The organism is Pseudomonas sputi, assembly GCF_021603585.1.
GTDB classification, from domain to species: domain Bacteria; phylum Pseudomonadota; class Gammaproteobacteria; order Pseudomonadales; family Pseudomonadaceae; genus Aquipseudomonas; species Aquipseudomonas sputi.
This window is the reverse complement of the sequence record NZ_BQHI01000019.1, coordinates 89,216-103,649: the sequence shown is the minus strand read 5'-3', so window position 1 is coordinate 103,649 and position 14,434 is coordinate 89,216. Positions and strand designations below refer to the sequence as shown.

General features: G+C 59.8%; 13 protein-coding genes and 4 tRNA genes. 5 read left to right on the top strand and 12 right to left on the bottom strand.

All coding sequences use genetic code 11. The features are described from left to right. The 6 genes from L6D81_RS22015 to L6D81_RS21990 form a co-directional block, all read right to left on the bottom strand. The coding region (locus L6D81_RS22015; protein WP_236181912.1) for a DUF6531 domain-containing protein at positions 1 to 1,844 on the bottom strand (1,844 nt) is incomplete at its 3' end. A gap of 225 nt (positions 1,845 to 2,069) precedes the next feature. Then, entirely contained in the window at positions 2,070 to 2,492 is a 423-nt protein-coding gene (locus L6D81_RS22010; RefSeq protein WP_236181911.1) for an SEL1-like repeat protein, read from the bottom strand. Beyond that, entirely contained in the window at positions 2,493 to 2,864 is a 372-nt protein-coding gene (locus L6D81_RS22005; protein WP_003223109.1) for a hypothetical protein, read from the bottom strand. Continuing rightward, on the bottom strand, positions 2,861 to 3,202 hold the full coding sequence (locus L6D81_RS22000) for a helix-turn-helix domain-containing protein (protein WP_007950435.1): 342 nt from the start codon (positions 3,200 to 3,202) through the stop codon (positions 2,861 to 2,863). Before L6D81_RS22000 ends, L6D81_RS22005 begins: the two co-directional genes overlap by 4 nt. Before the next feature lie 114 nt (positions 3,203 to 3,316). Then, positions 3,317 to 3,772: a YkvA family protein gene (locus L6D81_RS21995; RefSeq protein ID WP_007950434.1), complete on the bottom strand. Its 456-nt coding sequence runs from the start codon at positions 3,770 to 3,772 to the stop codon at positions 3,317 to 3,319. 294 nt (positions 3,773 to 4,066) lie between these two features. Beyond that, positions 4,067 to 4,780, bottom strand: coding sequence for a BamJ family beta-barrel-assembly machinery protein (locus L6D81_RS21990; protein ID WP_236181910.1), 714 nt, complete (start codon positions 4,778 to 4,780; stop codon positions 4,067 to 4,069). A gap of 270 nt (positions 4,781 to 5,050) precedes the next feature. Between L6D81_RS21990 and L6D81_RS21985 the strand changes: the two genes are divergently transcribed. Both L6D81_RS21985 and L6D81_RS21980 read left to right on the top strand, forming a co-directional pair. Further along, on the top strand, positions 5,051 to 6,859 hold the full coding sequence (locus tag L6D81_RS21985) for a di-heme-cytochrome C peroxidase (RefSeq protein WP_236181909.1): 1,809 nt from the start codon (positions 5,051 to 5,053) through the stop codon (positions 6,857 to 6,859). Between the two features lie 26 nt (positions 6,860 to 6,885). Next, on the top strand, positions 6,886 to 8,022 hold the full coding sequence (locus L6D81_RS21980) for a catalase family protein (RefSeq protein WP_236181914.1): 1,137 nt from the start codon (positions 6,886 to 6,888) through the stop codon (positions 8,020 to 8,022). Positions 8,023 to 8,167: 145 nt separating this feature from the next. On the opposite strand, the gene L6D81_RS21975 is transcribed toward L6D81_RS21980, so the two are convergent. The 4 genes from L6D81_RS21975 to L6D81_RS21960 form a co-directional block, all read right to left on the bottom strand. Next, a tRNA-Asp gene (locus L6D81_RS21975) sits at positions 8,168 to 8,244 on the bottom strand. A gap of 19 nt (positions 8,245 to 8,263) precedes the next feature. Next, positions 8,264 to 8,339: transfer RNA gene (locus tag L6D81_RS21970), tRNA-Val, on the bottom strand. A gap of 190 nt (positions 8,340 to 8,529) precedes the next feature. Next, positions 8,530 to 8,606 (bottom strand) — tRNA-Asp (locus tag L6D81_RS21965). Positions 8,607 to 8,625: 19 nt separating this feature from the next. Then, positions 8,626 to 8,701: transfer RNA gene (locus L6D81_RS21960), tRNA-Val, on the bottom strand. A 159-nt stretch (positions 8,702 to 8,860) separates the two neighbouring features. Here L6D81_RS21960 and rdgC point away from each other — a divergent pair. From rdgC to sugE, 3 genes are all read left to right on the top strand, one after another. Beyond that, entirely contained in the window at positions 8,861 to 9,781 is a 921-nt protein-coding gene (gene rdgC / locus L6D81_RS21955) for a recombination-associated protein RdgC (RefSeq protein WP_085703388.1), read from the top strand. Between the two features lie 74 nt (positions 9,782 to 9,855). Then, entirely contained in the window at positions 9,856 to 10,821 is a 966-nt protein-coding gene (locus tag L6D81_RS21950) for a bile acid:sodium symporter family protein (protein ID WP_236181908.1), read from the top strand. A 118-nt stretch (positions 10,822 to 10,939) separates the two neighbouring features. Further along, on the top strand, positions 10,940 to 11,254 hold the full coding sequence (gene sugE, locus L6D81_RS21945; RefSeq protein WP_236181907.1) for a quaternary ammonium compound efflux SMR transporter SugE: 315 nt from the start codon (positions 10,940 to 10,942) through the stop codon (positions 11,252 to 11,254). 42 nt (positions 11,255 to 11,296) lie between these two features. Here sugE and L6D81_RS21940 read toward each other — a convergent pair whose 3' ends face one another. Next, complete coding sequence (locus L6D81_RS21940; RefSeq protein WP_236181906.1) at positions 11,297 to 13,171, bottom strand: MFS transporter; 1,875 nt, start codon at positions 13,169 to 13,171, stop codon at positions 11,297 to 11,299. 111 nt (positions 13,172 to 13,282) lie between these two features. Continuing rightward, positions 13,283 to 14,434, bottom strand: coding sequence for a TDT family transporter (locus L6D81_RS21935; protein ID WP_236181905.1), 1,152 nt, complete (start codon positions 14,432 to 14,434; stop codon positions 13,283 to 13,285).

Below are 14,434 nucleotides of genomic sequence, written 5' to 3'. Positions count from 1 at the left end.
CGCTGCAGGATGACGTGTTGGTCGTCGTAGTCGTAACGCTCGCTTTCGCCGACGGCGTTCGACGCCTCGATCAGCCGATGACGGGCATCAAAGCGATAGCTGGCCAGCGTCTGCTCGGTGCGCCAGGCTGACTCCCGAAAAACCTGATAATCGACCGCGACCAGATGCGCCCGCTCGTAGCGCAGCAGCAGCGAACGGCCAGCGCCGTTATCCAGCCGTTGAATCCGGTCGGAAAGATCCCGATGCACCGTCAGACGATTGCCATACGCATCGCTGACAACCGTCAGACGCCCAGCCCGAAAGTGATAAAACCGCGCCGCGTCCCCGGCCAGCGCAACAATCAGCTCCTGCGGCTCATCCCCGAGAAAGATCGCCGCCCGCGACAAGCTGTTGTGAATCGCCGGCCGCTCGACGCTCGGCAATGGAAACTGCGTGCGCCGGTTCTCATGGTCAACCCAGACCACCGCAGCGCCATCGACCTCCAGCCGATGCGCCAGCGAATGGCTCCAGCCGAACCCCAACCCGACATCGATCTCGGCGGCACTGCTGCGGTACAACCGAGTGAACTCGAACGGCAGCAGCCCGTCGAGCACGCCGTCAGTCAGGGTCAGCAGCTCTTCGCCGGTGACCATCGACACCGGACAGCCGTTGGTGCAGGTCCTCGGCGCACAATCGACGCTGTCACCATTGGGGTTCTTCGCCTGATCCGGTGTGTCGTCGTGGTGCTCGTCTTTTTTCAGGGAGGCATTACGCCGGGCATCCCAGCGCAATTGCATGCGGCCCCTTTTCACCCCAGCGGCGATACCCCGAGCGGCGACGGATTTGTACTGGTTCACATAACCGATGAAAGTACTGACGATGCCGAACATCGCCTTTACCAGGCGCGTCACCGCTGACAGCAATTGAGCGCCACGATCCGCCAGACGCAAGGTCAGGTACGCCATCCCGGCCCCGGCGCCAACAAAGGTCAACACAACGCCGATCAACACATCGATCAGCAGTTGCACCACCACCATCGATACCGCCTCGGCGGTTTTCCCGGCAATTTCATTGGGTGGCAGCATCTCCAGCCAGAGGCTGGCAGTTCGCAGCAACAAACACAGCGCTGCTTCGTCACTGACCAGTAACTGAAGCTTCTCCATCATTTCAGGCGCGGTTTCTGCCAGCGCGATCAGCTCTGCGGCGCCACTGCCCAACCGCTCGGCAAACTTTCCGGGATTCTTGAGAATCTCCGACAGCAACCCGATGCTGTCCCACACTCCCTCGATCGCCGCCCAGCTCCCGGCCAGCATGCCGTTCCCCGCTGCTATGGCCACCGACTGCGACCACTGCGGCTTGAAACCCTGCCATTCGCTGCGCAGCCAGTCATCCAGCTGCCGAGTCAGGCCGTCGTAGGACTTGAACAGCGCATCAACCTGCTTCTCGCTGGCCTCGCCGTGCACCACCACCCGATAGAACTTCCCCGCCTCTCCGGTGAACACCCCTTTGCCCTGAGCATCAAGGGTGACGGACTTGACTGCGCCGCCCTCCACCGCCACCACATTGACAACGATGTCGCCCAATGGAATGTCGTATGCCGACTCGAACTTGCTCTCGATCTCCATCGACCCGCTTTCCGGGCATTGCACGACCGCAGAAGAGAAACGCTTGTCGTCAATCGCGACCGCCGTACTGTGCTCGCCGAAACGGATGATCCGCTCCATCCCCATCAGCGAAGGCAGATCGGCCTCATGACTGACGCGGTCTGCCGAGCGACCGAGCCAGTGCTTGAGCTGTTCGCGATAGAGATCGAGGGTGCGGGGAAAGCTGTCGAGTTCTTGCTCGATGCGGGTGACGGCATCCATCAGCGCATTCCCATGCGCATGGCGAAACGAAAAACCGGGTCGAACATGTGCGTTCCCTCGCGCAGAAATCAGGCGAGGGACTTTGCGGGGGATCAAACAGAAAAGAAGTCAGGCGAGTAGGCGGAGGATGTAGGAGAAGTCTGTATCTGCTCTTTATCGAGCAGCAGACGCAAAAACGGGGCGGGAGGTTTCCCTCACGCCCCGTTCACGGAACAGATGATTTGCTCATTGAGATGAGTCTCGGCCGGCCAGCTCTTTCAACTTGAGCTCCTTCAACTTGAGCTCGGCCAACGGATGCCCGGCCTGCGCGGCCAGGGTCCACCAGCGAGCGGCTTCCGAAGGATCTGGCGCGTTACTGGGCGTACCGGCCAGACTGATGACACCGACCTGATAGGCCGCTTTGCCATCACCGGCCAAGGCCGCCAGTCGCAACAACCGCACACCTTCTTCACGCGCCCCCAGACCAACCCCGCGAAACGTCAGGATGTGCCCGTAAAAACTTTGCGCGCCGACATCGCCCAGGTTGGCCATGCGCGCAAACTGCCCTTCGAGCCAGCGCCAGCCACGGGGCTGACGAACAAACCACGACCAGTGAAACAGCCTACGGGCCAGCCAGTAACTTGCCCGCGCCTTGAGTCGTAAAAACACTCAGGCCTCCGCCGATTCCGGGTACTCGTACTCGAAGACCCGCACCACTTCCGAGGCATGCCAGGAGGCGGCGGCAACACCGTCGGACGGCCCGGAAAAACGCCCCAGACGCTCGACACATTCAAAAAAACCGGTGCGTGGCAGGCGACTGGCCCCCTGGCTGATCACCAGCGAACTGCGCAACGGTTGTTCAGCTTTCGCGTCCAGTGCGGCGAGATGCTCCAGTGCCGCGGTCAATGTCTGCATGGCCGGCGTGGGCAGTTGCAGGCGTTCAAGCAACGCTCGATAAGTCAAAAGATGGCGCTGCCTGCGCGCCTGGTCCAGTTCCCCCAGCAATCCGTCCCAATGTTGACGACTGATGCGTACGCTCACGATTGTTCCCTCCACCCTGGCACCGTCAACTCCCAGGCCAGGCTGCGGCGAATCGCGGCGTCGGGCAGACGCTCGCCACTTTCAATCATGGCCAGGTAAGACGGGCTGATGCCTACCGTGCGGGCCAGCGCCTCGATGGCGATGCCCTTCCCTTCGCGCAAACTGCGTAACTGATCCAGACCTGGAAGAATCGGGTCCGGGGTTGCCGCAAGCGGCGCTGGAGCCGGTTGCGACGGTGCTTCGTTGATGCCTGCTGCTTTCAGTAGAGCCTGATACTGAGCCCATGGCAGAACCGCATATTCGGGTTCGCCATCGCGTGCAATTATCTGAATATCCATGACTACCCCGTAGGACAACAACACTTAGCGAGTCGGCACTTTTCCCTAGAAGTGTAATCCTAACAGCGGCCAAGGTCGTGGGGGGTATCTATCTGTATAAGAGGCTGTCGCGATTCAGGACTTTTTCGGCCCCTGGAGCTGAAGTTGCTCGGGGGTATCGGGCAGACGCTCGACCACTCTGAGCTTTTCCGGCGCCTGGCGCTGACGCCACAGGCGGAAAGCATTCAGTTCATCGTCCAGGGTTTTCATCAGCCAGGCGAGGACGGCGATGTCATCGAGCATGCCGAACATGGGAATGAAATCCGGGATCGCATCCACCGGACTGAGGAAGTACATCAGACCCGCCACCACCGAAACGATTGCCTTGGCGCTGATCGCGCGATATTCGCCGCGCCAGTACGCCAGGCACAGTGCCTGCAACAGACGCAAATCGTCCTTCAGCTTGCCGAGCCGATTGCCCTGGGCGGCGCCTTTGCTGGCCACGGCGAACAACAAGGTCGGCAAGCGGCCTCGAGCCAGCAGTCGTCCGGCCAAAGGCAGGAATCGGGCGAAATTCCAGGGCGCTTTCATTTATTTCTCCCGTTGAAATGTTATCCACACAAATTGTGGATAACCTTGTGAACAGAGCCTCATTTAAGCGCTGAGAGCCCCGTTTCATAAGGGCTGCGCTCAGATCGGGCGTTTTTTACTCACATAAAAAATCCCAATATTTCATTGACTTGGCGGCTCCGGACGTCTAGTGAGGGCAACCTTAACATCTAGGACTGTCATGACCGGCATCGGTTCGGTCTGTTTACGCTGACCATCGTCCAGATGCAACAACGCCCCGCATAAGCGAGGCGTTGTAGTTGAAACCGGCGCAGATTACTTGGCGGCGTCTTCTTTGGCTGGATCCTTGATACCCAGCAGTTCCAGATCGAAAACCAGAACCGAGTTGGCCGGGATTGCCGGGCTTGGCGATTGTGCGCCGTAAGCCAGGTCGCTAGGGATGTACAGCTCGTACTTCTCGCCAACGTGCATCAGTTGCAGACCTTCGACCCAACCCGGGATCACACCGCTGACCGGCAGATCGATCGGGCTGCCACGCTCGACGGAGCTGTCGAATACAGTGCCGTTGGTCAGCTTGCCGGTGTAGTGAACGGTCACGACATCGGTAGGCTTAGGCTGTGGGCCGTCGGCTTTCTTGACCACTTTGTACTGCAGACCGGAAGCGGTGGTGGTCACGCCGGCTTTCTTGCCGTTCTCTTCGAGGAATTTTTTGCCGGCGGCTGCCGACTCTTCGCTCATCTTGGCCATACGCTCTTCGGCACGCTTTTGCAGCGCGGCGAAAGCTTCGACCAGTTCTTCATCTTTCAGCTTCTGTTCTTTCTTGCCGACGGCATCTTCGATGCCCTGGGCTACCGCTTTGGAGTCCAGGTCATCCATGCCTTCCTGAGCAAGGCTCTTGCCCATGTTCAGGCCGATACCGTAGGAAGCTTTTTGCGCCGGGGTTTTAAGCTCCACGCTGGTCTGCGAATCACAACCCGCGAGTACCAGGCTAACCAGGGCAACCGCCGCCGCCAACCGATGCTGTTTCATGCTATTTCCTTGTTCATGCGCCGAAAGGGCAATCGAGTAAAGCCGCGAGCTTATCAGGCCGCCACGACCAATGGCTACCGGCATGAGAGCAGGAATCTTCCGATAAGTTCAGGGATTAAAAAGCATTTGACGCAAGGCACGATGAAGCTTCTGTCATCTTTCACCGACAGTGATTGAAGCCGCTTCCCACAACACTTGGCGTAATGGCCACTTGCCGCACACGGCCTGGCTCAGGCATAACAGCGCAACAACTCGACAAGGATGTTCATCTTGCGCCTCTTATACCGTGTGTTGACGCTGATCGTGGTGCTGCTGGGACTGGGTCTGGCAGTGGTTCTTTACTATGTCGCCAATCCGAAGTTGCCCTTCCCGACGCCCGCAAAACAGGTGCATTACCTGGATCAGTGGACTGAGCAAGAGCGCCAGACCTACTACTTCACCCCACAGGGAACGCAGGTCAAAGGCTTGCGTTACGAATGGTTTCAGGCGCTGGAGCTGCCGTTCTCGCAGCAACGCTTTGCCTCCCCGGAATACCTCGCGCGCTTCGGTTTTCTGATCGATCCGCAGCAAAAAGCCACGCCGGACAATCCAGGGAATCTGCCGGTGGGTTTCGCCCGGCACCAGAATCCCGGCAGCACCGAGCAATATCTCGACATCACTTGTGCGGCCTGCCACACCGGAGAACTGCACTTCAATGGCCAAGCGATACGCATCGACGGCGGCTCGGCCCAGCATGTGTTGCCTTCCAGCGTTCCTACGTTGCGCGGTGGCAGTTTCGGACAGGCATTGGTCGCCAGTCTTACCTCGACCTACTACAACCCGTGGAAATTCGAACGTTTCGCCCGCCATGTGCTGGGCAACGACTACGACGCGCGCCACGAACAATTGCGCAAAGATTTCAAAGGCTCACTGAACACCTTCATCAAAGTGGCCTGGAACGACACCCATCGCGGCCTCTACCCCACCGAAGAAGGCCCCGGACGCACCGATGCCTTCGGGCGCATTGCCAACGCGACCTTCGGCGACGCGATCTCCCCGAGCAACTATCGCGTGGCCAACGCCCCGGTAGATTACCCGCAGCTATGGGACATGTGGACCTTCGACTGGGTGCAGTGGAACGGCTCGGCGCAACAACCGATGGCGCGCAATATCGGCGAGGCGCTGGGGGTCGGCGCCACGCTGAATTTCTTCGACGCCAACGGTCAGCCACTGCAGGGCGATGAGCGCTATGCCTCCAGCGTACGTGTGCGTGATCTGCACAAGATCGAAGAAACCCTGCAAAAACTGCGACCGCCGGCCTGGCCTGAAGAGGTACTCGGCGTCGTCGACAAACCCTTGGCGGCCAAGGGCCGAGCCCTGTTCGCCGAGAACTGCGCCGGGTGCCATGTTCCGCGCCAGACCCAGGAAGGCGAACGCTGGGTGCAACACCTGCACATGCTCCCGGTAGACGTCATCGGCACCGACCCGAATGCTGCCAACAACATCGCCAATCACCGTTTCGACCTGACCGCCCTGCAATGGAACCCGGCGGAACTTGAACGGATGGACGTGAAGTTGCATCCCGAACCCAAGGAGCCGTTGGACCTCAGCCAGCTGTCAGTGGCCAAGGGACTGGCTTACGTTACCGCCTTCGTGGAAAACCGTGCGTACCGTGAAGCAGGCGTCACTGCTGCCGAGAAACCACAACTCGACGGCTTCGGCCTGCCAATCGGCGTTCGCGAAAAAGTCGCGTACAAGGCGCGTCCGCTTGCCGGCGTATGGGCCACGGCCCCGTTCCTGCACAACGGCTCGGTGCCGAGCCTCTATCAGTTGCTGTCGCCTCAGGACGAGCGCGCCACCACCTTCTATAAAGGCACCTTTGAATACGATCCGCGCCATCTGGGTTACCGCCCCGAAGCCTTCACCAACGGTTTTCTGTTCGATACCCGCACGACCGGCAACCACAACAGCGGTCACGAATTTCGCGCCGGCGAGCGCGGCAACGGCGTCATTGGCCGACTGCTGCTGCCTGAAGAACGCTGGGCACTGCTCGAATACCTGAAAGTGCTGGGCGGCCCACTGGAGGCGCAACTGCCATGATCTTCAACTCCTTCAAAAGACCTTCGATGCTGGCGCGCTTCTGGCTCTGGCTGGGACGGTTACTGGGCAAAACCCTGCTGATCCTGCTGGTGATCGGCCTGATCGGCTGGGCCTTGAACACCGCCTGGTTCGCCTGGCAGCACCGTGGTCCGGTATCGGCACTGGAGCAGATTCCGGACGGCGAGGCCGCCATGACCCAGGACGTGATTCAGACCGCCGTGCGCATCGTCGATCAGCATCGCGAAAGTACCCGCTACCTGCGCGATGCCCATGCCAAGGCCCATGGCTGCGTGAAAGCCGATGTGCAGGTGTTACCGGATCTGGCTCAGGCGTTGCGCCAGGGCGTCTTCAGCGAACCAGGCAAGCTCTGGAAAGCGACGATGCGCCTGTCCAACGGCAACGCCTATCCGCAATTCGACAGCATCCGCGATGCCCGGGGCATGGCGCTCAAATTGCTCGATGTGCCGGGCAAGCAGTTGCTGGGTAACCGTCAGGGTCTGAATGAGCAGGACTTTGTGATGTTCAGTCACCCGAACTTCTTTGTCAGTGATGTCGCCGAGTACCGTCAGAATGTGGCGGCGCAGGCTGACGGTAAAAAGGTCATGGCGTTTTTTCCGGGGTGGGATCCGCGCCAGTGGCAAATTCGGCACCTGTTCATTGCGCTGGCAACCCTTTCGCTACCACCCGAGAGCCCGACACGTACGACTTACTTTTCGGTATCGCCCTACAAGTTCGGCGAGGCCAATGCCAAGTTCCGGGTGATGCCGGATCCGGAGCGCTGCCCCGCCTATACCTTGCCGAAACAGAACCAGGATCTGCCGAACTTCCTGCGCAGCGCGTTGAATCAACAGCTGTCGACCGACCGGATACCGGCGTGTTTCGTGTTGCAGGTCCAGCGCCAGGACGCAAACAAGTACATGCCAATCGAAGACACCAGCATCGAATGGCGCGAGCAGGACAGTCCGTTTGAAACCGTGGCGCGAATCACACTGCCCCCGCAGGACTTCGATACCCCGGCGCTGAACCTGCAATGCGACAACCTGTCGTTCAATCCCTGGTTTGGCATCGAAGCCCACCGCCCGATTGGCGGGATCAACCGGCTGCGTAAAGCGGTGTATGAAGCGGTCAGCGACTACCGCCACAGTCGCAACTCGGCGCAATAGTGGCGCCAGAAACGAAAAAAGCGACCGTCATTGGTCGCTTTCTCATGTTCAGGCTCGGCAAAAGCCTAATCCCGGACAGCAAAAAGCCCGCACAAGGCGGGCTTTCTGTGGTGATCTGGCGTTCAGTATTCCAGATTGCCGAATATGGCGCAGCGGACGGGACTCGAACCCGCGACCCCCGGCGTGACAGGCCGGTATTCTAACCGACTGAACTACCGCTGCGCGAAACGCTTGAAACGAATGGTGGGTGATGACGGGATCGAACCGCCGACATTCTGCTTGTAAGGCAGACGCTCTCCCAGCTGAGCTAATCACCCTTCGCTTCGTTACGGGGCGCATTATGCCACAAGTTTTCGTAAAGTGTTGATTTAATTGAAATTTTTTTCAAAAAAATCCGAAAACCGGTGAAACGACACATCCCGCATATACAACTCGAGGCAGAAAAAAACCCGCCTTGGCGGGTTTTTCCGTGGTGACCTGGCGTTCAGTGTTCCAGTTTACCGAATATGGCGCAGCGGACGGGACTCGAACCCGCGACCCCCGGCGTGACAGGCCGGTATTCTAACCGACTGAACTACCGCTGCGCTAAACACTTGAAACGAATGGTGGGTGATGACGGGATCGAACCGCCGACATTCTGCTTGTAAGGCAGACGCTCTCCCAGCTGAGCTAATCACCCTTCGCTTCGGTGTGGCGCGCATTCTACGGAGCGATCCAACCTCTGGCAAGCACTTTTTTAATTAATTTTCTCAGGCCTTCCAAAGGCTTAGAGAAGGGTTGGCCTATGACCCGGCGAAGACAATAATGCCCCCCTTTGTATAAAGGAGAGACTCACCCCATGTGGTTCAAGAACCTGCTTATCTATCGCCTGACCCAAGACCTGCCTGTCGATGCCGAGGCGCTGGAAACTGCACTGGCCACCAAACTGGCGCGTCCATGTGCAAGCCAGGAGTTGACCACCTACGGTTTCGTGGCGCCGTTCGGCAAGGGCGAAGATGCTCCACTGGTGCACGTCAGCGGTGACTTCCTGCTGATCTGCGCCCGTAAAGAAGAACGCATTCTGCCAGGCAGCGTCGTACGCGACGCGGTGAAGGAAAAGGTCGAAGAGATCGAAGCCGAGCAGATGCGCAAGGTCTATAAGAAGGAACGCGACCAGATCAAGGATGAAATCATCCAGGCGTTCCTGCCGCGTGCCTTTATCCGCCGCTCGTCGACCTTCGCTGCCATCGCACCGAAACAGGGCCTGATCCTGGTCAACTCGGCCAGCCCGAAACGCGCCGAAGATCTGCTCTCCACTCTGCGTGAAGTGATCGGCACCCTGCCGGTACGCCCGCTGACCGTGAAAACCGCGCCGACCGCCGTGATGACTGAGTGGGTCACCACCCAGCAAGCCGCCCCGGACTTCTTCGTCCTGGACGAGTGCGAACTGCGCGACACCCACGAAGACGGCGGCATCGTGCGTTGCAAGCGTCAGGACCTGACCAGCGAAGAAATCCAGCTGCACCTGAGCACCGGTAAGGTGGTGACTCAACTGTCGCTGGCCTGGCAGGACAAACTGTCGTTCATGCTCGACGACAAGATGACCGTCAAGCGTCTGAAATTCGAAGACCTGTTGCAGGATCAGGCGGAACAGGACGGCGGCGACGAAGCCCTCGGCCAACTGGACGCCAGCTTCACCCTGATGATGCTGACGTTCGGCGACTTCCTGCCGGCGCTGGTTGAAGCCCTGGGCGGCGAAGAGACTCCGCAGGGGATCTAAGCCTCTGTGCAGTCTTTGGGTTATCTTCAAACGCCACCGCTTCGGTGGCGTTTTCACATAATAAGGAACAGGCCATGCGCGCACTGGCTGCACTGAGTCGTTTTGTCGGCAACACCTTCGCTTACTGGGTTCTGATTTTCGCGGTGATCGCGTTCCTCCAACCGGCCTGGTTCCTCGGCCTCAAAGGCGCGATCGTGCCACTGCTCGGGCTGGTGATGTTCGGCATGGGCCTGACCCTCAAACTCGACGACTTCGCCGCCGTCGCTCGCCACCCGTGGCGCGTGGCGTTGGGCGTAGTTGCGCATTTCGTGATCATGCCGGGGATGGCGTGGTTGCTTTGCCAGATCTTTCATCTGCCAGCGGAAATTGCCGTCGGCGTGATTCTGGTCGGTTGCTGCCCGAGCGGCACGTCATCAAACGTCATGACCTGGCTGGCCAAGGGCGATCTGGCGCTGTCGGTGGCCATCGCCGCCGTCACCACCCTCCTCGCCCCGCTGCTGACGCCGGCGCTGATCTGGCTGCTGGCCTCGGCGTGGTTGCCGGTTTCATTCATGGAGCTGTTCTGGTCGATCCTGCAAGTGGTGCTGCTGCCGATCATCCTCGGCGTAGTCGCGCAACGCGTGCTTGGTGACAAGGTGCGCCACGCGGTGGAAGTGCTGCCGCTGGTGTCGGTGGTCAGCATCGTGATCATCGTCGCCGCCGTGGTTGCCGCCAGTCAGGCGAAAATCGCCGAATCCGGCCTGCTGATCATGGCCGTGGTGATGTTGCACAACAGCTTCGGCTATCTGCTGGGTTATTTCACCGGACGCCTGTTCGGCCTGCCGCTGCCGCAGCGCAAGTCACTGGCGCTGGAAGTCGGCATGCAGAACTCGGGACTGGGTGCTGCGCTGGCCAGTGCGCACTTTTCGCCACTGGCGGCGGTGCCAAGTGCATTGTTCAGTGTGTGGCACAACATTTCCGGGGCGCTGCTGTCGACCTGGTTCAGGCGGATGAGCGAAAAAGAAGACCGTGAGACATTGGCACAACAGACCGCCGACTGATTCCGGATCGCGGTACGGCGCACATTTTTAGGTAGTATGTGCGCCACGCGGGGACGACCCCGCGGCTCAATCGAGTTTTCAATCTGGGGACGGCCCCGTCAATCGATGGAGGTCTCTGATGTCCTGGATCATTCTGTTTTTCGCCGGCCTGTTCGAAGTCGGCTGGGCTGTCGGCCTGAAATTCACCGATGGCTTCACTCGTCCGCTTCCCACCGTTCTCACCGTCGCCGCCATGGCGATCAGTCTTGGCCTGCTGGGTCTTGCGATGAAGGAATTGCCGCTGGGCACGGCCTATGCGATCTGGACTGGCGTCGGTGCCGTGGGCACGGTGATAGCCGGGATCATCCTGTTTGGCGAGTCGATGGCGTTGATTCGCCTGGCCAGTGTGGCGTTGATCGTCACCGGGTTGATCGGGCTCAAGGTCAGCGCCTGAGCCGTTGCCGCCATCCGGCAGGGATGGCGGCTTCATAAACAACTACCTGACAGTCCCGCGCAATTCCCCGACCAACGTCTGCAGCACTGCCGGTTGTGCCGCTTCAACGGCTACCGGCGAACCCGCCACCAGCGTCACCCGCGACCACAAGCGCCGGAACACCCCCTTGTTCGGATCGCGACTGAAGAAACTCCCCCACAAGCCCTGCAACGCCAGCGGAATCACCGGCACCGGCGTCTCCTCGAGAATCCGCGTCAGCCCGCCCTTGAACTCGTTGATCTCGCCATCGGCGGTCAACTTGCCTTCCGGGAAGATGCACACCAGCTCACCTTCCTTCAGATACTGGGCAATCCGGGTGAAGGCCTTTTCGTAGATCTGGATGTCTTCCTGGCGTCCGGCGATAGGAATGGTCCCCGCCGTGCGGAAGATAAAGTTCAGCACCGGCAGGTTGTAGATCTTGTAGTACATGACAAAGCGAATCGGCCGACGCACCGCGCCACCGATCAGCAAGGCATCGACGAACGACACGTGGTTGCACACCAGCAACGCCGCGCCCTCATCGGGAATCGCCTCAAGGTTGCGATGCTCGACGCGGTACATGGAATGGCTGAGCAGCCAGATCATGAACCGCATGCTGAACTCGGGGACGATCTTGAAGATGTAGGCGTTGACGCCGATGTTCAGCAGCGACACCACCAGGAACAGTTGCGGAATCGACAGCTTGACCATGCTCAACAACACGATGGTGACAATCGCCGAAATCACCATGAACAGCGCGTTGAGAATGTTGTTGGCCGCGATCACTCGCGCCCGCTCGTTCTCGGCGGTGCGTGACTGGATCAATGCGTACAACGGCACGATGTAAAAACCGCCAAAAATTCCGAGACCCAACACATCGATCAACACCGCCCACGCATGGCCAAAACCGAGCACTTCGGTCCAGCTGTGGCCGACGGGGTTTTCTGGAACTCCACCGGAGTGCCACCACAGCAACAGCCCGAAAACGGTCAGGCCGAACGAGCCGAACGGCACCAGGCCGATCTCGACTTTGCGCCCGGAAAGCTTTTCGCACAGCATCGAACCCAGCGCGATACCGACGGAAAACACCGTCAGAATCAGGGTGACCACGGTTTCGTCGCCGTGCATCCATTCCTTGGCATAAGCCGGGATCTGCGTCAGATAAATCGCCCCGACAAACCAGAACCACGAGTTGCCGACAATCGAGCGCGACACCGCTGGCGTCTGTCCCAGGCCGAGTTTCAAGGTCGCCCAGGACTGACTGAAGATGTTCCAGTTCAGGCGCATCTCCGGGGTGGCCGCCGCGGCGCGGGGAATGCTGCGACTGGCCAGATAACCCAGTACAGCGATACCGACGATCGCGGCGGAGACCACCGGCGCGTAATTGGCCGAGGACATCATCACCCCTGCGCCGATGGTCCCGGCCAGGATCGCCAGGAACGTACCCATCTCCACCAACCCGTTGCCGCCGACCAGTTCATCGTCGCGCAAGGCCTGCGGCAGGATCGAATACTTCACCGGCCCGAACAGCGCCGAGTGCGTGCCCATGGCGAACAGCGCCACCAGCATCAGCGACAGGTGATCGAACAGAAAGCCGACGGATCCCACGGCCATGATGGCGATTTCTGCCAGTTTGATCAGACGGATCAACGCATCCTTGGCGAATTTTTCCCCGAACTGCCCGGCCAGCGCCGAGAACAGAAAGAACGGCAGAATAAACAGCAACGCGCACAGGTTGACCCAGATCGAGCGGTCACCCTCGATGGTCAGCCGATAGAGAATGGCGAGGATCAGCGACTGCTTGAACACGTTATCGTTGAACGCGCCCAGCGACTGGGTGATGAAGAACGGCAGGAAGCGCCGGGTACGCAGCAGGTTGAACTGTGAGGGGTGACTCATCTTCCGTGTGACCCTGTTGTTTTTTTGGAAAAGAAGGTAGCGAGTGGCCTCGCTACGCTTATAAGAATCTCGAACCGCGATCCAGGCCACACATTACCTAATCTTCGCCGGTTATTTCTTCAAACCTGCAATGCACGGTGAAACAAACAGCTCGCCGCGCCACGCGCCTTGCAGTGTGCGTTTACCGACGATCAGCCACATCACCGCCAGCAACGTCACCAGTACACAACCGGCCACGTTAAAGAAAGTCAGGTGCAACGTGCTACCCAGTTTCAGGGTTGCCAGCGAATACACGCCCAACGGGAAAGTGAAACCCCACCAGCCAAGGTTGAACGGGATGCCGTCACGCAAGTAACGCACGGTGATCAGCAGCGCTATCAGCATCCACCACAGACCGAACCCCCAGAGCGTGATCCCGGCGACCAGGCCCAGGCCCGACGCGATTTCACCGACGCCCGACATACCGCTGGCCGCGAAGATCGCCGGAGCGTCGCCGCCCAGCAGCAACATGCCCAAGGCACCGGTGCCGATCGGCCCCAGGGCCAGCCAGCTCGAGGCCGCCATGTTTTCGTGGGGCAGTTTGTGCAAGGCCATGCGCAGCAAGAGGATGGTCAGGATGCTGAACGCTACCGGCAGGGAAAACGCCCAGAGCACGTAACTGGTCACCAGCACCACCAGTTGCGAGTGCGCATCGGCGAGATGCGGCGCCAGCAGTCCACCGCTGGCCGCCGCCACTTCCGCGGCCACCACCGGCAGCAGCCAGACGGCAGTCATCTGATCGATGCTGTGTTCCTGACGGGTAAACATCATGTAGGGAATCAGCACGCCGCAGGCCAGCGACATCGCCACGTCCAGCCACCACAACGCCTCGGCCAGTTGAATCACCCCGTCGCCCCAGCGCGGCAGACCGAACAGCAGAAAGCCGTTGATGATCGTCGCCAGCCCCATGGGAATGGTGCCGAAGAACATCGAAACCGTGGAGTGGCCGAAGATCCGCCGCGCCTCGTCGAAGAACAGAATCCAGCGCGCGGCGTAGGCAGCGGTAAACAGCACGAACAACAGAATGTTGAACATCCACAACCCTTCGGCCACGGCGTGCAACCCGGGAATGGCGACAGGCAATTGCGCCAGCGCCAACGCCAGCACGCCGGTGCCCATGGTGGCGGCGAACCAGTTCGGGGTGAATTGGCGGATCACTTCACGCGGGTGCTGAAGCTGGCTGAATGGCTTGATACCGGGTTTGGCACTGTTGGGGCAAATCAT